Raw genomic sequence first — 20,449 nt, 5'->3', positions numbered from 1 at the left:
TCCTCCGCCCAGGCAACCGGGCCGGCCGCACACGGCGGCTGTCAGCACATGGCCGTATGATGCCCCGGCCCTGCGAATGTTTCGCGCCCGCTTGTAATCCCGCCCGCCATGACCACACCCACCTCCCCGCTGACCCACTTCGACGCCCAAGGCCAGGCCCACATGGTGGACGTGGGCGCCAAACCCGCCACGCACCGCACCGCCATCGCCACCGGCCGCATAGCGATGCAGCCCGCCACCCTGGCTCTGATCGAATCCGGTACGGCCAAGAAGGGCGACGTGCTGGGCGTGGCCCGCATCGCCGGCATCATGGCTGCCAAAAAGACCAGCGAGCTGATCCCGCTGTGCCACCCCCTGGCCCTGACCCGCGTGGCCGTGGAGTTTGAACTACTGCCAGCCGACAACGCCGTGCAATGCACGGCCACCGTGGAAACCGTGGGGCCTACCGGCGTGGAGATGGAGGCCCTGACCGCCGTGCAGGTGGCGCTGCTCACCATTTACGACATGTGCAAGGCGGCGGACAAGCGGATGGTGATGGAGGGGGTGCGGGTGCTGGAGAAGCACGGGGGAAAGTCGGGAAGCTGGGTGCAAGCGCCTGCGTCCTAGCAACAGCGCCGCTGCAACGCCCGGAAGGGCCGCCCCCGGCCTATTGCTAAGGACAATGCATGCCCCAGTATAGGATAGGCGACACGGAGCAAGACAGAGCAGTAACCGTGGCTATCGCAAGCACTTGCACGCAACAGACCACCCGAAGCAGGAAGGCGCAACAAGCGAGGGACCGACTCAATGTTTAGAGGGGAATCGCTCTATTCGTTTGAACTACGGGCACATGTGCCAAGCAAAGCAGGGCCGTCATTGACGAACCACCAACCGGCTGCCAAATCAGCCTCCTTGCCCCGACTCTGGGCCCTGGCCGTGTGAAGCACATTACTTGTGTGTCAATCGTGCATTTCAGCGGCATTCCGCTGGTGCGTACTTAGCCGGCAGCGTACCCAGGCCCGTGGACAAACCACGGCCACCTGCCGTCGCCCTGGTAGTAGAGGCACAGGCCCAGTCAATAGCGCCCGTAACACCGGGAATCAGTTGAGCTTTCTGGACATTGGGCGTGAAAATCAACGTTTTGCCCTGTGCATCAGCAGGCAAGCCAGCAGCAGCTCCACCACTGGTCACTGTCACCACACCCAGGGTGGCGTGAATTTGCACATTGCCGACAAACTTTGATTGCTTTTCCGTCACCGGTCGGGCGTTGTATTCGGTGGCCATGCCCGTCACACCTGCCACACCGCCTGCCTGGAAGGCTTCAGTGACTGCCGCCTTGGCAGAAGTGCCAGCGACCATCATCTCCGTGACCTTCGCCCGGACAGTGTAGTCTTGGTAAGCGGGCAGCGCGATAGCAGCCAGAATGCCGATGATGGCCACCACGATCATCAACTCGATCAAGGTAAAGCCCTGTTGCAGGGGTTTCTTCATGGTGCGCGCCCTCCGATTGCATAACAGGCCAACTGCATGAGGCCTTCGCTTTGTAACAGCAAGAAACCTGCCAGCCTGGATTCTGCTCCTTGTACTCAAGGCCTGGCAGCAAAGCCATCTACTGGCGCATAGCCGACGATACGGCCCTGCACATCCAGCAACGCCACCCAGTCTTTGGTGTAGCGACTGGTCAGTGGCAGGTAGTTCAGCTGCGCGGCAGACAGTCCCGAGTCGGACACAGCGGCTTGCAAGGTAGCAGCATCTTGCGGGCGCCGCTGCAGGAGGTCGGGTAGAGGCTGGGCGCGCGCCTGCAAGGCGGCTTGCGCCTCGCTCCAGGGCTGCCACCAGCCGGGGCGCATGGCGGGGGAAATGCCAGCCAAGCTCAGGTCGACGCTGGTGAAATACTCCTCGCTGCTGGCAGCCTTGCGCGTGCCCACCTGCCGCACGCCCCACCATGGCAAGGTTTGCAGCCCCTCCGGCGCCTGCGCCAGGGCTTCGGCATCGACCTCATTGGCAGTGACGACGACGAGCCGATCGGTTTCAAACGCCAGCACCACTGGGCGCGCAGCCCATAGGGTGTGCAGGCCATACAGCAGCGCGGCCACTTGGACCAACCCCACTAAGCCCAGGTCCACCCAACGCTCGCGCGCCGATTTGCGGGGGCTGGCCAAAATTAAGGTCAACAGCGGGCCACATACCGCGTCCACCCCCAGCAGCAACACAAAGACTGCCCCCACCCCCAACATGGCCTGAAACGGCGGTGGGTACAGCACCCCAAACACAAACAGGGCGCACGCCGCCGCCGCCAGCATCGACAGCAACGCGTGGCGCGCCGCAAAGCGCAGTGCAAACCGCCAACGGTACAGGCGGGGCATGAGGGGGGCAGACGCACTTACAATGCCAGCTTCATCTGTGTAGTCGACCATCCATTTATCCAAAAAAGGGCGCCGAATGCGCCCTTTTTACTGTTACCGCACTGTACCGGGAAGCCCCGATACAAATCTGTGGCTGATTAACGGCACTCAGAAGGAGCGTACTTGGCGGGCATAGGGTCGGTGGCAGCTGCAGCAGCCAAACCACGCGCGCCAGCGGTTGTAGCAGTAGAAGAAGTGCATGCCCAATCAATGGCACCCGTTACGCCATCAGCCAGAGCGGCGCCTTGCACGTTGGGCGTGAACAGCAGGTTCTTGCCACGCGCCTCGGTGGGCAAGCCAGCGTTGGCAGTGGTGTCGCTGGTCACAGTAACTTGTCCAGTGGTGCCGTCGATCGCAATAGCCGAAACCACCTTCGATGTTTTTTCCGCAGCCGGGCGGGCTGCGTATTCTGTGGCCGCAGCAGTAACACCGGCAAGGCTGTCGGACTGGAATGCTTCGCTGACAAGAGCCTTGGGCGACGTAGCAGCAATCACCATTTCAGACACCTTGGCACGCACGGTGTAGTCCTGATACGCCGGCAGAGCCACGGCAGCCAGAATACCGATGATGGCCACCACGATCATCAGTTCGATCAGGGTGAAACCCTTTTGCAGAGTGTGCTTCATAAATTCCTCCTCGGATTAAGGTGATAAGGCCCACAGAAGACACCTGCGGGTTATCTGTGCTTGAGCAGCTTCCATGCCAGCTCTTGTTTGCAACAGAACGTTTCGATCTGAGGTTTTTTTCACTGGCAAATGTCAACGCACAGTTACATGGAATGCAGCCAGAACACACGAGGACACATTTGTCACTCTTGAATGTTCGATTGAGGGGAAGTGTGACGTTTAACGCCGACATGCCTTGCGCTCGACCACTGTCGCAGGTTCTGGCGGCTTCGCGCTCAAGCGCCCAATACAGCGGGCGCCCCCCAGACCAGCGGTCCCTAGCAAAAACCTACCCCTGCACGAACTCCATTTCGGTACTGGCCAGGGCGATACGGTCGCCACTCTTGAGGGATACAGGGTCAGCACCGACTGGCGCACCGTTAAGCAGAGGGAAGTCCCCCCCCTCCACATGGGCCAGCACGAAGCCATGGTGCCGCTTGGTGATGGAGGCCACAGCCACGCCGGGCTTGCCGATGGTGGTGACCACCTTGGTCAGCGCGACCTCGCGGCCGGCGGCGGGGCCGGTCACCACGCGCACGGCGGCGCTCAGGATGGCGGGCGCAGGCATGGGCGTCGCTGTCACGGGGCGAAGCGGCGGCAGCATGCCGGGCTTGAAGAGCATGGTCTTCTCGTAGTCATGTCCCGGCTCTTCGTGCAGGAAGCGGATCTTGTACTTGCCCACCTCCACCGTGTCACCATTGCGCAGCGCCTGGCGCTTGACGGATGCGCCGTTCACGTAGGTGCCGTTGGTGCTGCCCAGGTCCTCCACGTCCACCTCGTCGCCGGTCATCACGAACACCGCGTGTTCGCCGCTGACGGCCAGGTTGTCGATGACCACATCGTTGTATGGCCGGCGGCCCACCGTCGTGCGCTCCTTGGTGAGCGGAACCTCTTTGATGACGACACCGTCAATCGACACGACCATTCTGGGCATGATCCATCTTCCTTCTTCGTATGTACTAACCGTAGCTGAACAGTAGCAAGTTTCGGGCTCAGGCCGTTCCCAGCAGGCGGGACACCAGGCCGCGCCTTTTGTCCTGCGCGCTGGCCTGCACGAGCAGCACGCTGATGTTGTCCCGCCCGCCCATGGCATTGGCCATGGCCACCATGCGTTCGGCCTTGTCTGGCAGCGCAATGGGCATGCGGGCCAGATCGGCCAGGTCGTCGTCGCCCAGCATGTCGGTCAGGCCATCCGAGCAGAGGATGAACAGGTCTTGCGGCTCCACCTGGAACTCGTTGATCTCGATGTGCACCGTCACATCCACGCCCAGCGCCCGGGTAACCAGGTTGCGCTGCCCCGACGCGGCGGCCTCGGCCGGGGTCAGCAGGCCGGAATCGATCTGCTCCTGCAGCCAGGAGTGGTCGCGCGTGATCTGCCGCAGCACGCCCGCGCGCAAGCGGTAGCAGCGCGAATCGCCAATGTGGCCCAGGATGAGCCGATCTCCACGGAACACGCCCACGACCAGCGTGGTGCCCATGCCCAGGTACTGCGGATTGGCAAGCGATGCGCCCAGAATGGCGTGATTGGCGTTGTCCACGCAGGCTGCCAGGGCGTGACGGACGTCCGCCGTCTGAACATCGGCACCTTCACCCTCCAGCCACCGGGCCATCTCGGTGCCGATGTAGGTCGTGGCCATGCCGCTGGCCACTTCGCCGGCGCTGTAGCCGCCCATGCCGTCGGCCAGTATCGCCAGCTGGACGGCCTCATGGATGGCAACGGCGTCTTCATTGTTGGAGCGCACGCGCCCCGTATCCGTCAGCGCGCAAAACTCGTAACTCAGCATCGGCAGAGGTTTCATAGGACACCCAAGGACCCGCTACGCGCCGAGGCTCCGGATGGCACAGGCATTTCGATGACCGTCGGCTGAAAGTCAGCCGTGTCGCCGTCGGATGCGCCGTGCTCCACGCAGGGTTCCGCATCATAGACGACACTTTCCGTTGCGCGGTGCTCCATAGGCACAGCCATGACTTGCCCGCGCTGATGCACTGTAGGGGGCCGTTGGACATTGGCTTGAAGCCGGCCCTCGCTTTGCTCCAGACTGGACGTTGCCGGCATGTCACCGGCCGCATTCGGGAGCGTGGCGGAAGCAGCCGGCGGGGTTCTGGCCCTCACCAGGGCATGCTGAATCTCTCGCACCCGCTGGTAGCCTGCACGGGCCGGCCCATGCGTGTCGTCGCGCTTGAGGACATGCTTGAACACCTTCCTGGCCTTGGTCAGTTCGCGCTTGCGTTCGAAGTCCAGCGCCAGATTGCACAGGTTGTCCAAAAGCTCCGGCGACGTGGGCAGCACGCGAAACAGCCCGAAGGCCTGCTCCAGCTGGCCCTGGCCCTGCAGAACCAGACCGTGCATGCGCTGCCTGTCATGCTCCGGACGGCCACCATGCGCCCTGGCATGCACCACGACGGGCTGATGCACAGCCCACACCCCGAGCAGGCACAGCACCAGCATGCCAACGGGAAAGGCCAAGGGGAGCCAGAGCCCGCGCCACAGCAGCAACGCTTGCACCACGAAGGCTGCGCAGACGAAGGCCACCAGCCAGGCCCCAGAGGCGCGGCTGGGCGCACGCGGCCCCAGCGCCATAGCATAGAGCGCCGCGCACAGCGCCAGAAACCAGGTGCACGCCTGAGCCCAATCCGGTTGAGCGGGTGGGCTGCCCGCGCCCATCAGGCCGCCCGTAGTACGCAGCAGCACCTCGTCCAGTACCTGGATGACATTCGTGAGGGCATAAATGAGCACCAGGACGCAGGCAACCCCTAGCGGCACCCACCGTTTTGCTCCTCCCTCTGCTTGGCGACCCACCCTGACGATATGCACCGGCTGCTGACCTGTTGTGTTGACATGCGATCCACCTGTCAAAGCAATTCGCGCGCCGAGGAGTGGCATGGCGGCAACCCAGTGGTGCCGCCGTTCCGGGACGGCCACGATCAACGGCCTTGTCATTTACAGCAAGCACCACGCCTTGATGCTGCCATTTTTGTCACACATACTTTATGTCTCAGGACGGCCTCGTGAATAGGCCTTTCGGAAACGAAAAACGCCAGCCTGATGCCAGGCTGGCGTTTTGCAGGAATTCCGGGACGGGGGCTCGCCCCCGTGCCAACGAATTACAGCAGGCCCTTGAGGATGCGGCCCATCTCGGAAGGATTGCGCGTGATCTTGAAGCCGCACTCTTCCATGATGGCCAGCTTGGCATCGGCCGTGTCGGCGCCGCCGGAGATCAGCGCGCCGGCGTGGCCCATGCGCTTGCCGGGAGGGGCCGTCACGCCAGCGATGAAGCCCACGATAGGCTTCTTCATGTTGGCCTTGCACCATAGGGCCGCCTCGGCTTCGTCGGGGCCGCCGATCTCGCCGATCATGATCACGGCGTCGGTGTCGGGGTCATCGTTGAAGGCCTTCATCACGTCGATGTGCTTCAGGCCGTTGATGGGGTCACCACCAATGCCGACGGCCGACGACTGGCCAATGCCCAGCTCGGACAACTGCGCCACGGCTTCGTAGGTCAGCGTGCCGGAGCGGCTCACCACGCCCACGCGGCCCTTCATGTGGATGTGGCCGGGCATGATGCCGATCTTGATCTCGTCGGGCGTGATCAGGCCGGGGCAGTTGGGGCCCAGCAGCAGCGTACGCTTGCCGCCCGCGGCTTCCTTGGCATTCATCTTGTTGCGCACTTCCAGCATGTCGCGCACCGGAATGCCCTCGGTGATGCAGATCGCCAGATCCAGGTCAGCTTCCACGGCTTCCCAGATGGCGGCGGCCGCGCCTGCCGGAGGCACGTAGATCACGGAAACCGTGGCGCCCGTGTCCTTGGCGGCGTCCTTGACGGAGCCGTAGATTGGGATGTCGAAGATCTTTTCGCCGGCCTTCTTGGGGTTCACGCCCGCCACGAAGCAGTTCTTGCCGTTCGCATACTCCTGGCATTTTTCCGTGTGGAACTGGCCGGTCTTGCCGGTAATGCCCTGGGTGATGACCTTGGTGTCCTTGTTGATGTAAATCGACATGTTTTTCTCTCCAGGGCTTAACGGACGGCTTCGACGATCTTCGTGGCCGCTTCGGCCATGGTGTCGGCGCTGATGATGGGCAGGCCGGATTCGGCCAGCATCTTCTTGCCCAGCTCTTCGTTCGTGCCCTTCATGCGCACGACCAGCGGCACCTGCAGGTTCACGGCCTTGCAGGCAGTGATCACGCCGGTGGCGATGGTGTCGCACTTCATGATGCCGCCGAAGATGTTGACCAGGATGCCCTTGACCTTGGGGTTCTTGAGCATGATCTTGAAGGCTTCGGTGACCTTCTCGGGGGTGGCGCCGCCGCCCACGTCCAGGAAGTTGGCCGGCTCGCCGCCGAACAGCTTGATGGTGTCCATGGTGGCCATGGCCAGGCCGGCACCGTTCACCAGGCAGCCGATGTTGCCGTCCAGGCTGATGTAGGCCAAGTCGAACTTGGAGGCCTCGACTTCCGCCGGATCTTCCTCGTCCAGGTCGCGCAGGGCCACGATCTCGGGGTGGCGGAACAGGGCGTTGGAGTCGAAGTTGAACTTGGCGTCCAGGGCGATGATGTTGCCCTTGGAGTCGCGGTTCAGGGGGTTGATTTCCACCAGGGCGGCATCGGTGTCCATGTAGCACTTGTAGAGCTTTTGGCACACGTCGATGAATTGCGCCACGGAATCGGCGGGCATGCCGATTCCCTTGGCCAGCTCTTCACCGTTGGCCTGCGTGAAGCCAGCCAGCGGGTCCACCAGCACGGTGATGATTTTTTCGGGCGTGGAATGGGCCACTTCCTCGATGTCCATGCCGCCTTCGCTGGAGGCGATGAAGGCCACCTTCTGCGTGCCGCGATCGGTCACGGCAGACAGGTAGTACTCCTGCTGGATGTCGGCGCCGTCCTCGATGTACAGGCGGCGGACCTTCTGGCCTTCGGGGCCGGTCTGGTGCGTGACCAGTTGCATGCCCAGGATGTCGCTGGCGCGTGCCTTCACGTCGTCGATGGTCTTGGCGACCTTCACGCCGCCGCCCTTGCCGCGGCCGCCGGCGTGGATCTGCGCCTTCACGACCCACACGGGGCCGCCGAGCTTTTGTGCGGCTTCCACGGCTTCCTGCACCGTGAAAGCGGGAATGCCGCGCGGAACGGGCACGCCGAAACTGCGCAAGATTTCCTTGCCTTGGTATTCGTGAATCTTCATGAGGTCTGTCTCTCTCAGGGGAAGGATGGTGTTTACCCGTTCAGCCGAAGAGCGGAAATCCGACCACAGGCCCGGGGCATGGCAGCCGGCAACTGTATCATGCTGCGACGCACCATTCATGTGGTTATAACTTACACCCGGGCAGGCCCATGCCGCCCGGGCAGGAGCTTTTCCATGCCCAAGGTCTTTATTGATGGCGAGGCAGGCACCACCGGCCTGCAGATTCGTGAACGCTTGCAGGCCATGCCCCAGGTCGAACTGGTCAGTATCGCCCCCGAGCTGCGCAAGGATCCCGCGGCCAAGCGCGACCTGATCGCAGGCGTCGACTTGGTCGTGCTGTGCCTGCATGACGATGCCGCACGCGACACCTCGGCCCTGGTGGATGCCATCACCGCCGAGACCGGCAAGGCCATCAAGATCATCGACGCCTCCACGGCCCACCGCACGGCGCACGGCTGGGTCTTCGGCTTTCCCGAACTGGCCGCCGGCCAGCTCGAGGCGGTGCGCGGCGCCACGCGCGTGAGCAACCCCGGCTGCTACGCCACGGGCGCCATCGCGCTGCTGCGCCCGCTGGTCGATGCCGGCCTGGTGCCGGCCGACCACCCGCTGGCCCTGCCGTCGGTGAGCGGTTACTCGGGCGGCGGCCGAACGATGATCGAGGCCTACGAACAAGGCCAGGCCGCGCCGTTCGAGCTGTATGCGCTGGGCCTGTCGCACAAGCATCTGCCCGAAATCATGAAGTACACCGGGCTCACGCGCCGGCCCATCTTCGTGCCGGCCGTGGGCAACTTCCGCCAGGGCATGCTGGTGCAGCTGCCGCTGCACCTGGACCTGCTGCCCGGCGCGCCCAAGGCCTCCGACCTGCACGACGCCCTGGCCGCCCACTACGCCCGCAGCAACACGCCCGAGCAGTGGGTCAAGGTGCTACCCCCCACCGAGGACGGCAAGCTCGACGCCCTGGCGCTGAACGACACCAACCAGCTCGAACTGCGCGTGTTCGCCAACGAGAACTACCGCCACGCCGTGCTGGTGGCGCGCCTGGACAACCTGGGCAAGGGTGCCAGCGGTGCCGCGGTGCAGAACCTGAAGCTGATGCTCGGGCTGTAAACAGCAAAAACCATAGCTGTTCGCGCTTGCACACAGCCAGTTTCAGATAGAAAACCACCTGAAATCAGCAACTGGCAACCGCTGGCAGCTCTCTTTTCAGCAGCACCTCAGCCCCTGCCCATGCGCTGAAACAGCCCGCCGGGCAGCCGCGCCACCTGGCCGTCGAGTTCCAGCTCCAGCAGCCGCACCTGCAGCGTCGCGGCATCCATGCCGGTGCGCGCCACCAGCGCATCCAGCCCCAGCGGATCGAAGCCCAGCGCGTCCAGCAGGCACTGCTGCTCCGGCGTGGGCGCTGGCCCTACGGCCGCGCCCGCCGGCCGGTCATCGGCCCCCTTGGCAGCCGGGACCGCGGCGGGGAGTGGCAGGTGCAACTCCTCCAGCACATCCTGGGCGGACTCCACCAGCTTCGCCCCCTGCCGAATGAGCGCATGGCAGCCGCGCGACTGCGGCGCGTGGATGGAGCCCGGTATGGCAAACACCTCGCGGCCTTGCTCCGCCGCCAGCCGCGCGGTGATCAGCGAGCCCGAGGCCAGCGCCGCCTCCACCACCAGCGTGCCCTGCGACAGGCCGGCAATGATGCGGTTGCGCTTGGGAAAGTTGGCCGGCAGCGGCGGCGTGCCCAGCGGGTACTCGCTGACCAGCAGGCCAGCGCGGGCGATGCGGTGGGCCAGCTCCTTGTGGGCCCGGGGATAGACCCGGTCCAGCCCGGTGCCGACGACGGCAATCGTGGCCGGCATGGCCGGGTCCGGCGGGTCGATCAGCGCGCCCTCGTGGGCCGCAGCGTCGATGCCCAGGGCCAGGCCCGAGACGATGCACAGCCCCGCGGCGCGCAGCGCACGGGCGAACTGCCGCGCATGCTCCGCCCCCTGGGCCGTGGGGTTGCGGCTGCCCACCATGGCCAGGCAGCGCTGCGGCGCGAACGGCTCGGCGCCGGCGCCCACGAACCGGGGCGCACCCAGCAGGTACAGCATCAGCGGCGGGTCCTCGGTGGCCAGCAGAGCCGGGGGATAGGCGGCGTCGCCCAGCGTGACGATGCCGCGCGCCGGCGGCTCCTCGGCCTGCAGCCATTGCCAGGTCTGTTCCAGCAGCGCGTCCAGCCCCTCGGGCCTGACGGCCAGCGCCCGCGCCTGCGCGGCCGTCACGCAGGACCGCCAGGCGGCCTCACCCTGCGCGAAGATGTTCTGCGGCAGGCCGAAGGCGGCCAACAGGCGCCGCGCCGCGCCGTTGCCCACGCCGGGCGTCAGGGTCAGGCGCAGCCAGGCGGCCAGTTCGTCGCGGTCCATGCACTGGATGCGGCGGCGGGCCGGCGTTGCGTGGCTTACTCGGGGTTGACCAGCCGGTCGCCCACGCGCACGGCCTGCTGCGACTGCAGGATCAGGGCGTAGGACACGCGGTCGAAGGTGAGGAACACCATCGCCACGCCGTTGGACTCGCTGGGCAGCTTGATCATGGCGCGCTGCTCGTCGGTCTTGTCCTTGAGACGCTCGCCCTGGGTCAGCAGCTGCAGCACATGGCCGGCTTCCATGCCATCCCGCGCGCCGCGGTTGATGGCGATCACCTGGTTCTGCCCCGCATGGGCCACGGCGGCGCTGCCGTAGATGGACACCACGCTGGCATCCACCGCCGACTGCGGCGCGCGCGGCGCATAGCTGTTGAAGCCGCGCTGCGGCGCGGGCAGCAGGCGGTCGCCAATGCGGGCCTCCTCCTTGACGCCCAGCAGGTCCACGGTGGCGGGCACGATGTCCACGGCGACCCGGGTCTGGCCATCGAGCACCTCGCCGCGGGCCTCGCTCGCGCTCTTGCCCTGGGCCTTGTCGGGCTGGGGCACGGTGGATTCGCTGCGCACCAGTTCGGCACGGCCAACAAACTGCGCCTCGTAGCCCAGCACCTCGCCCGTGCCGGGGTCCTTGAGCGGCACGGCATTGCGGAACACGCGGTACTGCCGCGGCACGCCGGGCGCCAGCACCAGCGGGCTGCCCTGCGGCCCCCGCACGTAGGCGCGGTCGCCCGTGGCCATGATCATGCGCTCGTCGCGCGTGGCCACGATGCGCGGGGCCTGCAGCAGCGTCAGCTCGTCGACCACCAGCGGCTCGACGAGGAAGGGCTCGATCAGGTGCGGCTGGAGCGTGGGCAGGGCCGTGCCGGCCAGGCTGTCGGCACGCGTGCGCGGCGACACGCGCACGGTCTCCGAGCTGCCGCTGCCGCGGGTGGTGCTCAGGCGCGCATAGCCATCGGACTTTTCCAGATACAGCGTCTGGCCCGGAAAGATCAAATGCGGATTGGGAATGGCCTGCAGATTCATGCCCCACAGTTCGGGCCAGCGCCAGGGGCGCGTCAAATACATGCCGGAAATACCCCACAGCGTATCGCCGCGCTTGACCACGTAGGTATCCGGTGCATTAGCGGCCAATTCGGAGAGGGGAATGCCGCGCGAGGCCACCTGCTGCGCCGTGGAGCGCTGCTCGGAGGTAATGGGGTAATTCTGGGCCTGGGCCGCCGGGGCCAGCGCGGCCCCCGCCAGCAGGGCCAGTGCGCCGAGCGCGGTCACGCGCACACGGGCCGGAGCCGTCATATTGTTCCTCTTGTCATGCATTGAAAAACGTCCCTCTCGCTGACAGTGCAGTTAATTGTTTTACAAAAGAAACTGCAGCAGATACGTTACAAACCATTTGAGATTCTGTGCCCAAGCCCTTGATTGGGCAACGATTATTGCGGGCGCTCCCGGCATCGCGCGGCAAAAGTGGCGAAAATAGCGACATATTGAGCCCGCTGCCATGGCAATTCTTCCCATTCTCTGTTACCCCGATCCCCGTCTCCACAAGATCGCCCAGCCGGTGGCTGCGGTGGATGACCGCGTCCGCGCCATCGTGGACGACATGTTCGCCACCATGTACGACGCCAACGGCATCGGCCTGGCGGCCACCCAGGTGGACGTTCACGAACGCATCGTGGTGATCGACGTCTCGGAAGAGCGCGACCAGCCCCTGGTGCTCATCAACCCCGAGATCACCTGGGCCAGCCCCGAAAAGCAGCTGGGCGACGAGGGCTGCCTGTCCGTGCCCGGCATCTACGACGGCGTGGAGCGCTCGCTGGCCGTGCATGCGCGCGCGCTGGACGCGGACGGCCAGTCCCGCGTGATCGAGGCCGAGGGCCTGCTGGCCGTGTGCATCCAGCACGAGATGGACCACCTGCTGGGCAAGGTGTTCGTGGAATACCTCTCGCCCCTCAAACGCAACCGCATCAAGACCAAGCTGCTCAAGCAGCAGAAACAGGCCACACGCGCATGACCCCCCTGCCAGCGCCTGTGGGTTCACTGCGCTGGAGCACAAGCGGCGCGGCCGGCCTGCTGCTAGCCGCGGCCCTCTCGGGCTGCGCCGTGCCCGAATGGCAGGAGCCCGGCACGCCGCGCGCCGACATCGAGCGCGCCATGGGCCGCCCCACGCTGGCGCTGCCGCTGGCTGGCGGTGGCGAACGCCTGGTCTACAGCCGCCAGCCCGCGGGGCAGCAGGTCTACCACATGGAATTCGACGGCGCGCAGCGCCTGGTGCGGGTCACCCAGGTGCTGACGCCGGAGCACTTTTACGCCCTGCGCAACGGCGTGGACACGCGCGATGACGTCCGGCGCACCTTCGGCCCGCCCGCGCTGGTGGAGAAGGTGGCCAGCTTCCATGGCGATATCTGGACCTACCGAATCCTGGACAATGGAACGCCCCGCCAGGCCCATGTGCACATCGATCCATCGGGCGTGGTGCAGCGCGTGATGTTCACCGACGAGCGCATGAACGACCCCGACCCCCGCTTCTAACCACCCTTGCCGCCCTCCGCATGAGAGTCATTTTTGCCGGCACGCCCGACTTCGCGCGCGTGGCCCTGGAACGCCTGCTGGCCGCGGGCTTCACCGTGCCCCTGGTGCTGACCCAGCCCGACCGCCCCGCCGGCCGCGGCATGAAGCTGCAGGCCTCGCCCGTCAAGCAGTGCGCGCAGGCCGTCGGCATCGCCGTGGCCCAGCCGCTGAGCCTGCGCCTGGACGGCAAATACCCCGAGGACGCCGCCGCCGCCCGGGCCGCCATCGAGGCCGCGCGGGCCGACGTGATGGTAGTGGCCGCCTATGGCCTGATCCTGCCGCAGTGGGTTCTCGACATGCCACGACTGGGATGCTTGAACATCCACGCCAGCCTGCTGCCGCGCTGGCGCGGCGCCGCGCCCATCCACCGCGCTATTCAAGCCGGCGACGCCGAGACCGGCGTGACCATCATGCAGATGGATGCCGGCCTGGACACCGGCGACATGCTGCTGCTGGAGAAGACCGCCATCACGCCCACCGACACCACGGCCACGCTGCACGACCGGCTGGCGCTGCTGGGCGGGCGGCTGATCGTCGAGGCGCTGGAGATGGCCGCCTGCGGCGGCCTCACGGCCACGCCGCAGCCCGCCGAGGGCGTGACCTATGCGCACAAGATCGACAAGGCCGAGAGCGCCATCGACTGGCACCAGCCGGCCGAGGTGATTGCCCGGCGCGTGCGCGCCTTCGACCCCTTCCCCGGCGCGGCCACCGCGCTGGGCGCCGATGCCATCAAGGTCTGGAGCTGCGAAATTGATAGCTATCAGCGCTTGCCAGATGCGCCTTGCGGGCAGATTTTATTCATCAACGATGGCGGCATCGGCGTGGCCTGCGGCGCGGGCACCGTGCTGCGCCTGACGGTGCTGCAGCGCGCCGGCGGCAAGCGCCTGCCGGCCTCGGACTTCCTGCGCGGCTTCGCGCTCGCGCCGGGCATGCTGCTGGGATGAAGCAGCACCCCCCTGAGGCCCTGCGGGCCTTCCCCCCGCTCTCGCAGCACTGCGCGCTGCGGGCAGGGGGACGCCGCCCGTGCGGCGGGGCGGCCCTTGCACGGCGGCCCTCGCCTGGGTTGCGCCAGTGGCAAACGCAGTGCCATGGATCACTGAGATGAACACCCATGCCCTGCGCCGCTGGCTGCGCGACCCGTCCTTTCGCCAGGGTGTCAGCGACATGGCGGGCACCTGCCTGGGCATCGCCGCCTGGGGCCTGGTCACGGGCGTGGCCATGGCCAAGAGCGGCATGTCCGTGCCGCTGGCGCTGTTCATGTCGCTGGCCGTCTACGCTGGCAGCGCGCAGCTGGCCGTGCTGCCGCTGATGGTGGCGGGCGCGCCGCTGTGGGTGGTGTGGCTCACGGCCACCTGCGTGAACCTGCGCTTCGTGATCTTCAGCAGCATGTGGCGCAGCTACTTCGCCCATCTGCCGCGCCGCCAGCGGCTGGCGCTGGGCTATTTCAGCGGCGACGTGATCTTCGTGAGCTTCATGAAGCGCTTCCCCCGGCCCAAGCCCCAGCCCGAGCAGGTGCCGTACTTCTGGGGCGCGGCCGCGGCCAACTGGCTGGCTTGGCAGGTGCCGTCCATCGCCGGCATCCTGCTGGCCAACGCCATCCCGCTGTCCTGGGGCCTGGGCTTCGCCGGCGTGCTGGCGCTGCTGGGCATCTTGCTGTCCATGCTGAACGACCGCACCACCTGGCTGGCCACCGCCGTGGCCTGCACGGCGGCCATCGCCACCTTCGCGCTGCCGCTCAAGCTCAACATCCTGGTGGCGATCGCCGCGGCCGTCACGGCCGGCCTGGCAGCCGAGACGGCCGAGCGCGCGCTGCGCCGCGCGCGCGCCCGTGCGGCGGGAGGCGACGCATGAACTGGTCCTGGGTCGAACCCGCCATCGCCATCCTGGGCCTGGCGGTCATCACCTTGCTCACGCGCACGTTCTTCATGATTCCCGAGCGCGAGCTGCCCATGCCCGACTGGCTGCGCCGCGGCCTGAAGTACGCGCCCCTGGCGGCCCTGGCCGCCGTGATCGCGCCCGAGCTGCTGATGAGCCAGGGCGCGCTGATCCGGACGTTCCTGGACGCGCGGCTGCCCGCCCTGGTCTGCGCCACCGGCTACTACTTCTGGCGCCGCGACATCCTGGGCACCATCGTCGTGGGCATGGCCATCTACCTGCCGCTGCACATCGGGCTGGGCTGGTAAAGGGTTACAAGGCGGTTACCGGGCCGCCTACAATCCGCGCAGTTTTCATGACCGCACCGTGACGGCGCGGCACCTTTCCCCCTCGAATCCCATGCACATTCTTCGCTTCTCCGACCTCTGCGCCCAGGGCCAGGCCCGTGGCCAGCGCGTGTTCATCCGTGCCGACCTCAACGTGCCGCAGGACGATGCCGGCCGCATCACCGAGGACACGCGCATCCGCGCCTCCGTGCCCTGCATCCAGATGGCGCTCGACGCCGGCGCCGCCGTCATGGTGACCAGCCACCTGGGCCGCCCGACCGAGGGCGCGTTCCAGCCCGAGGATTCGCTGGCCCCCGTGGCCCGGCGCCTGTCCGAGCTGCTGGGCCGCGAGGTGCCGCTGGTGGCCGACTGGGTGGACGGCGTCAGCGTGCAGCCCGGCCAGGTGGTGCTGCTGGAAAACTGCCGCGTGAACAAGGGCGAGAAGAAGAACAACCCCGAGCTGGCCCAGAAGATGGCGCGCCTGTGCGACATCTACGTGAACGACGCCTTCGGCACCGCCCACCGCGCCGAGGGCACGACCTACGGCATCGCCGAGTACGCCAAGGTGGCCTGCGCCGGCCCGCTGCTGGCCGCCGAGATCGACGCCATCACCAAGGCCCTGGCCAACCCGAAGCGCCCGCTGGTGGCCATCGTGGCCGGATCCAAGGTCAGCACCAAGCTGACCATCCTGCAAAGCCTGGCCAAGAACGTGGACGGACTGGTGGTGGGCGGCGGCATCGCCAACACCTTCATGCTGGCCGCGGGCCTGCCCATCGGCAAGAGCCTGGCCGAGCCCGACCTGCTGGGCGAGGCCAAGGCCGTGATCGCCGCCATGGCCGCGCGCGGCGCCGAGGTGCCGATCCCCACCGACGTGGTGGTGGCCAAGACCTTCGCCGCCGACGCCCCGGCCACTGTGAAGAAGGCCACCGAGGTGGCCGAGGACGACATGATCCTGGACATCGGCCCCGAGACCGCGGCCCGGCTGGCCGCGCAGCTCAAGCAGGCCGGCACCATCGTCTGGAACGGCCCGGTCGGCGTGTTCGAGTTCGACCAGTTCGCGGGCGGCACCCAGGCCATTGCCCGGGCCATCGCCGAATCCAGCGCCTTCAGCATCGCCGGCGGCGGCGACACGCTGGCGGCCATCGCCAAGTACGGCATCGACAAGGACGTGGGCTACATCTCCACCGGCGGCGGCGCCTTCCTGGAGGTGCTGGAGGGCAAGCAGCTGCCCGCGTTCGAGATCCTGCAAAAGCGCGCGGGATAAACCCGATCGCTATTAAAACAAGAGCTGCTGACGCTTACCCCATAAGCGCCAGCAGCTCTTTTTACTTGTATTCCTGCGCCTGCGCGGCCCGCGCCGGCCACAGCACCGAGGCGATCGCCAGCACCATCAGCCCCACGGCGGCCCAGTCCTGCCAGCGCAGCACCTCGCCCAGCCACAGGGAACCGCTGAACACGCCCAGCACCGGGATCATCATCACGCTGAGCGTGGAGGCCACGGGCGGCAGCGTGCGCACCAGAAAGAACCAGGCCGTCTGCGCAAAGCCCAGCACCAGCAGACCGTTGTAGAGGATGGCGATCCAGGCCTGGCGGTCGGGCACCTGCCAGCGCTCATGCTCGAACAGCGCCGCCAGCACCGTGAGCACGGCGCAGGTGATGGCCACCATCCAGAACGACAGCGTGAGCAGCGGCACAGGTACGTGCAGGCGGCGCAGCAGCTGCGTGCCCATGGCCCAGCTCGCGGCGGACACCAGGATCAGCACCATGCCCGCGGGCCGGCTGCCCAGGGCGCCCACTTCGTGCCACAGCAGCAGCACCACGCCCAGCGCCGCGGCCGCCACGCCGCCCCAGGCGCGGCCGGCCAGCCGGTCGCCGAAGAACAGCGCGCCGATCACGGCCGAAAAGATGGGCATGGTGTAGCCCAGGATGGCCGCGCGTCCGCTGGACAGCAGCGGGATCGCCAGGATCATCAGCGCATGCCACAGCACCATGTTGGTGAGGGCCAGCAGCGCCACCCGCCCCCAGTGCGCGCGCGGTATGGTGAAGGGCAGCCTCTGCCGCCACATCACCAGCGCCAGGACGGGCAAACCTATCCACAGCGAGCTCATCCGAAAGGTGAGCGGCGGGAAGTGCGACACGCCCATCTTCATCACCGGCCAGTTGAAGCCCCACACCAGGGTCAGGAGCACGAGGACGATGAGCTGGCGGCGGGAAAAGGCGGGCATGGCGCGCGATTGTGCCGTGCCCGGGCTATTCCTGCTCCGCGGCGCAGGCGCGCTGCCACAGGCTGCCCCGCCGGGCGCCCCCATGGTGTGCCAGCAGGGCGGAGAAATGCCGCCGCTCCCCCCCGCGCAGCTTCACCAGCGGCGCGCTGGCGCCCTGCGCGGGCATCAGGCACAGCCGGGGGTACAGCAGGTACCACTTCCAGAACAGCGCCTTCTGGTAGTAGTAGGCCGTGTCCTCGGCGCACAGCAGCGCTAGGCGGTAGGCATTGTCGCGGCGCAATACCTGCTGGGCCGCCACGTGGATGAGCAGGTACTCGGGGTCTGCAATACCCTGCAGCAGCTCGGCACCCGCCGGTCTGCCGTGCAGCTGCGCCAGGTAGGCGCCGCTGCCCTGCCCGATCAGCGCGTGGTGGAACTCCTGCTGCCACGCGGCCACAAAGGGTGCATGCGCGGGGGCACCGAAGGCCCAGCTCTCCACCACCGGCCAGCGCGCATCCCGGGTGAAGCCCTGCAGGAAGAAGCCCACGAATTCGCTGCCCTGCGCCTGCTGGTGCGCCTGCAGCCAGTCCAGCGACTGGGTCAGCACGATGGATGCGTCCAGCCAGAAGCCGCCATGGTGGCGCACCAGGTACAGGCGCAGCCAGTCTGCCTGCTTCGTGGGGTCGAGCCGCTCGAAGCCCTGCGGCAGGTCCCCGGGCGCCACGAAGCGCTCCAGGTTGCCCGCGTTGAGCACCTCAATGGCATAGCCCGGGCACTGCCGGCGCCAGTTATCGATGCACCGGGCCACCACGGGATCCTGGTCCGGGCCATTCCAGTAGCTCCATATGCGCCGCGGAATGGGGCCGCGCACCGCAGCCGCCGCGCCTGCCCCCCGGAATACCGTGGGCACCGCCGAGCCCGGATACGCGGCGGCGCTGGCGGGCCGCAGCAGGGTCAGCAACTGGAGGGCGGCGCGCAGCACGCTGGCGGGGACGAGGGTCGGCATGGGGGGCGGCGGTGCAGGAAGAAAGAAAGGAAGGGATGGCGGCGCGCGCCGCGCCGGCGCCCGATTGTCGCCTGCGGTCCACGCCGTGCCGGCGGTCTCCTAAAATCACGGCCATGACCTTCCTCGACATGCTGCGCGACGCCACCACGCGCAACGACTCCCTGCTGTGCGTGGGCCTGGACCCGGAACCCACGCGCTTTCCCGAGTCGGTGCGTGGCGAATCCCACAAGATCTACGACTTCTGCGCCGCCATCGTGGATGCCACGGCCGACCTGGTCTGCGCCTTCAAGCCGCAGATCGCCTACTTCGCCGCGCACCGCGCCGAAGACCAGCTGGAGCGGCTGATGCAGCACATGCGCTGCAACGCACCGCATGTGCCGGTGATCCTGGACGCCAAGCGCGGCGACATCGGCTCCACGGCCGAGCAGTACGCGATCGAGGCCTTCGAGCGCTACGGCGCCGACGCCGTGACGCTCTCGCCCTTCATGGGCTTCGACTCCATCGCGCCCTACCTGGACTACCACGACAAGGGCGCCTTCCTGCTGTGCCGCACCTCCAACCCCGGCGGCGACGACCTGCAGGCCCAGCGCCTGGCCAGCGTGGAAGGCCAGCCGCTGCTGTACGAGCATGTGGCGCGCCAGGCCCAGGGCCCGTGGAACAAGAACGGCCAGCTCGGCCTGGTGGTGGGCGCCACCTACCCCGCCGAGATCGAGCGCGTGCGGGCCCTGGCGCCCACGCTGCCGCTGCTGATCCCCGGCGTGGGCGCGCAGGGCGGCGACGCCGCCGCCACTGTGCGCGCCGGGCTGCGCCCGGACGGCCCCATCATCGTCAACTCGTCGCGCGCCGTGCTCTACGCCTCGGGCGGCGCCGACTTCGCCGCCGCCGCCCGCAGCGCGGCCCAGGCCACGCGCGCCGCGCTCAACGCCGCCCGCAGCTGACGCCCCGCGGCCAGCCATGCAGCTCAAATGGCTGGAAGACTTCATCACGCTGGCCCATGAGCGCAGCTTCACCCGTGCGGCGGAGCTGCGCCATGTGACGCACCCGGCCTTCGGGCGCCGCATCCGCGCGCTGGAGGCCTGGGCCGGCACGCCGCTGGTCGAGCGCGGCGGCGGGCCCGTGCGGCTCACGCCGGCGGGCCAGTCCTTTCTGGAGACGGCCGAGCAGATGGCCCGCGGCCTGGCCCAGTCGCACGAGGAACTGCAGGCCATTGCCGGGCGCCACGCCCGCACGGTGACGCTGGCCACGGGCCGCACGCTGGCCCGCACCCTGGTGGCCGACTGGCTGGTGCGGCTGCGGCCCCTGCTGGGCACGGACGGCGAACTGCGCATCCGCACCGGCTCGCTGGCCGAGACGGTGGACGGCCTGCAGCGCGGCGAGGCGGACTTCGCCATCCTCTACCACCACCCCACGCTGGTCGTGCCGCTGGACGCGCGGCAGTTCCAGCACCTCACGCTGGCCAGCGACCGGCTGGTGCCCATGGCCCGCGCCGATGCCCGGGGCGCACCGCTCTACACCCTGGACAGCCAGACGCCGGTCCCGCATGTGGCCTATGCGCGCACGCTAGCCCTGGGCCGGCTGCTGGAGGACCACCTGGCCCACCACCCCGCCCGGCCGCGGCTGCAGCGGCTGCTGGAATGCGACTCGCCGGACGCGAACTACGAGTACGTGCTCAAGGGCCTGGGCGTGTCGTGGCTGCCCTGGTCCATGGTGCATGCGGACTGCCAGGCCGCTCGCCTGGCGCCCGCGGGCGACAAGGCCCTGGAGCTGCGCTTCGACGTGCGCCTGTACCGCCCCAAGCGGCGCCTGAGCCCCCTGGCCGAGACGCTGTGGAGCGCCATGGCGCGGCGCTGACCCGCCACGA

At 67.4% G+C, this 20,449-nt stretch carries 22 protein-coding genes; 10 read left to right on the top strand and 12 right to left on the bottom strand.

Annotated elements, in window-relative coordinates:
* Nucleotides 1-108 precede the first annotated feature (108 nt).
* Nucleotides 109-606, top strand: a complete 498-nt coding sequence (moaC, locus tag BP68_RS03970) for a cyclic pyranopterin monophosphate synthase MoaC (protein WP_496369315.1) — start codon at nt 109-111, stop codon at nt 604-606.
* A gap of 345 nt (nt 607-951) precedes the next feature.
* On the opposite strand, the gene BP68_RS03965 is transcribed toward moaC, so the two are convergent.
* The 8 genes from BP68_RS03965 to sucC all read right to left on the bottom strand — a co-directional run bounded on the left by BP68_RS03965 (nt 952) and on the right by sucC (nt 8,226).
* Nucleotides 952-1,470: a pilin gene (locus tag BP68_RS03965; RefSeq protein WP_496369314.1), complete on the bottom strand. Its 519-nt coding sequence runs from the start codon at nt 1,468-1,470 to the stop codon at nt 952-954.
* A 95-nt stretch (nt 1,471-1,565) separates the two neighbouring features.
* Complete coding sequence (locus tag BP68_RS03960) at nt 1,566-2,396, bottom strand: TfpX/TfpZ family type IV pilin accessory protein (RefSeq protein ID WP_496369313.1); 831 nt, start codon at nt 2,394-2,396, stop codon at nt 1,566-1,568.
* An 86-nt stretch (nt 2,397-2,482) separates the two neighbouring features.
* Nucleotides 2,483-3,010 (bottom strand): pilin, encoded by a 528-nt coding sequence (locus tag BP68_RS03955; protein ID WP_496369312.1) that lies wholly within the window; start codon nt 3,008-3,010, stop codon nt 2,483-2,485.
* A 328-nt stretch (nt 3,011-3,338) separates the two neighbouring features.
* Nucleotides 3,339-3,983, bottom strand: coding sequence for an FHA domain-containing protein (locus BP68_RS03950; protein WP_496369311.1), 645 nt, complete (start codon nt 3,981-3,983; stop codon nt 3,339-3,341).
* A 58-nt stretch (nt 3,984-4,041) separates the two neighbouring features.
* Nucleotides 4,042-4,848 carry a Stp1/IreP family PP2C-type Ser/Thr phosphatase gene (locus BP68_RS03945; protein ID WP_496369310.1) on the bottom strand — a complete coding sequence of 269 codons (807 nt, stop codon included), beginning with the start codon at nt 4,846-4,848 and terminating at the stop codon, nt 4,042-4,044.
* The gene (locus tag BP68_RS03940) at nt 4,845-5,933 is read right to left on the bottom strand and encodes a hypothetical protein (protein ID WP_496369309.1); all 1,089 of its coding nucleotides are present in this window, start codon (nt 5,931-5,933) and stop codon (nt 4,845-4,847) included. The genes BP68_RS03945 and BP68_RS03940 overlap by 4 nt, the downstream gene beginning before the upstream one ends.
* A 221-nt stretch (nt 5,934-6,154) precedes the next feature.
* Nucleotides 6,155-7,048: a succinate--CoA ligase subunit alpha gene (sucD, locus tag BP68_RS03935; RefSeq protein ID WP_496369308.1), complete on the bottom strand. Its 894-nt coding sequence runs from the start codon at nt 7,046-7,048 to the stop codon at nt 6,155-6,157.
* A gap of 17 nt (nt 7,049-7,065) precedes the next feature.
* A complete protein-coding gene (gene sucC, locus BP68_RS03930) occupies nt 7,066-8,226 on the bottom strand; it encodes an ADP-forming succinate--CoA ligase subunit beta (RefSeq protein ID WP_496369307.1) in 1,161 nt (386 codons plus the stop codon).
* Nucleotides 8,227-8,400: 174 nt separating this feature from the next.
* Between sucC and argC the strand changes: the two genes are divergently transcribed.
* On the top strand, nt 8,401-9,333 hold the full coding sequence (argC, locus tag BP68_RS03925) for an N-acetyl-gamma-glutamyl-phosphate reductase (protein ID WP_496369306.1): 933 nt from the start codon (nt 8,401-8,403) through the stop codon (nt 9,331-9,333).
* Nucleotides 9,334-9,440: 107 nt separating this feature from the next.
* Here the strand turns inward: argC and dprA are convergent, their stop codons facing one another.
* Both dprA and BP68_RS03915 read right to left on the bottom strand, forming a co-directional pair.
* Nucleotides 9,441-10,616, bottom strand: coding sequence for a DNA-processing protein DprA (dprA, locus tag BP68_RS03920; protein WP_496369305.1), 1,176 nt, complete (start codon nt 10,614-10,616; stop codon nt 9,441-9,443).
* A 35-nt stretch (nt 10,617-10,651) separates the two neighbouring features.
* Nucleotides 10,652-11,905: a LysM peptidoglycan-binding domain-containing protein gene (locus tag BP68_RS03915; RefSeq protein WP_496369304.1), complete on the bottom strand. Its 1,254-nt coding sequence runs from the start codon at nt 11,903-11,905 to the stop codon at nt 10,652-10,654.
* Between the two features lie 202 nt (nt 11,906-12,107).
* On the opposite strand from BP68_RS03915, the gene def reads away from it, so the two are divergent.
* The 6 genes from def (at nt 12,108) to BP68_RS03885 (ending at nt 16,642) form a co-directional block, all read left to right on the top strand.
* Complete coding sequence (gene def, locus BP68_RS03910; RefSeq protein WP_496369303.1) at nt 12,108-12,620, top strand: peptide deformylase; 513 nt, start codon at nt 12,108-12,110, stop codon at nt 12,618-12,620.
* Entirely contained in the window at nt 12,617-13,138 is a 522-nt protein-coding gene (locus BP68_RS03905) for a hypothetical protein (RefSeq protein ID WP_496369302.1), read from the top strand. The genes def and BP68_RS03905 overlap by 4 nt, the downstream gene beginning before the upstream one ends.
* A gap of 20 nt (nt 13,139-13,158) precedes the next feature.
* Nucleotides 13,159-14,121: a methionyl-tRNA formyltransferase gene (gene fmt, locus BP68_RS03900; protein ID WP_496369301.1), complete on the top strand. Its 963-nt coding sequence runs from the start codon at nt 13,159-13,161 to the stop codon at nt 14,119-14,121.
* Nucleotides 14,122-14,278: 157 nt separating this feature from the next.
* Nucleotides 14,279-15,028 carry an AzlC family ABC transporter permease gene (locus BP68_RS03895; RefSeq protein ID WP_496369300.1) on the top strand — a complete coding sequence of 250 codons (750 nt, stop codon included), beginning with the start codon at nt 14,279-14,281 and terminating at the stop codon, nt 15,026-15,028.
* Nucleotides 15,025-15,360, top strand: a complete 336-nt coding sequence (locus BP68_RS03890) for an AzlD domain-containing protein (RefSeq protein WP_496369299.1) — start codon at nt 15,025-15,027, stop codon at nt 15,358-15,360. The genes BP68_RS03895 and BP68_RS03890 overlap by 4 nt, the downstream gene beginning before the upstream one ends.
* A gap of 91 nt (nt 15,361-15,451) precedes the next feature.
* Entirely contained in the window at nt 15,452-16,642 is a 1,191-nt protein-coding gene (locus BP68_RS03885; RefSeq protein WP_496369298.1) for a phosphoglycerate kinase, read from the top strand.
* Nucleotides 16,643-16,703: 61 nt separating this feature from the next.
* Here BP68_RS03885 and BP68_RS03880 read toward each other — a convergent pair whose 3' ends face one another.
* Together BP68_RS03880 and BP68_RS03875 are read right to left on the bottom strand one after the other, a co-directional pair.
* A complete protein-coding gene (locus BP68_RS03880; RefSeq protein WP_496369297.1) occupies nt 16,704-17,603 on the bottom strand; it encodes a DMT family transporter in 900 nt (299 codons plus the stop codon).
* A 25-nt stretch (nt 17,604-17,628) separates the two neighbouring features.
* A complete protein-coding gene (locus BP68_RS03875) occupies nt 17,629-18,588 on the bottom strand; it encodes a glycosyltransferase family 32 protein (protein ID WP_496369296.1) in 960 nt (319 codons plus the stop codon).
* Between the two features lie 113 nt (nt 18,589-18,701).
* On the opposite strand from BP68_RS03875, the gene pyrF reads away from it, so the two are divergent.
* On the top strand, nt 18,702-19,526 hold the full coding sequence (gene pyrF / locus BP68_RS03870) for an orotidine-5'-phosphate decarboxylase (RefSeq protein WP_496369295.1): 825 nt from the start codon (nt 18,702-18,704) through the stop codon (nt 19,524-19,526).
* A 16-nt stretch (nt 19,527-19,542) separates the two neighbouring features.
* Nucleotides 19,543-20,439, top strand: coding sequence for a LysR family transcriptional regulator (locus tag BP68_RS03865; protein ID WP_496369294.1), 897 nt, complete (start codon nt 19,543-19,545; stop codon nt 20,437-20,439).
* Nucleotides 20,440-20,449: the final 10 nt, after the last annotated feature.

Source organism: Diaphorobacter oryzae DSM 22780 (assembly GCF_059568935.1).
Note: the sequence above shows the minus strand (reverse complement) of the source record. Positions and strands in the feature narration are given on the sequence as shown.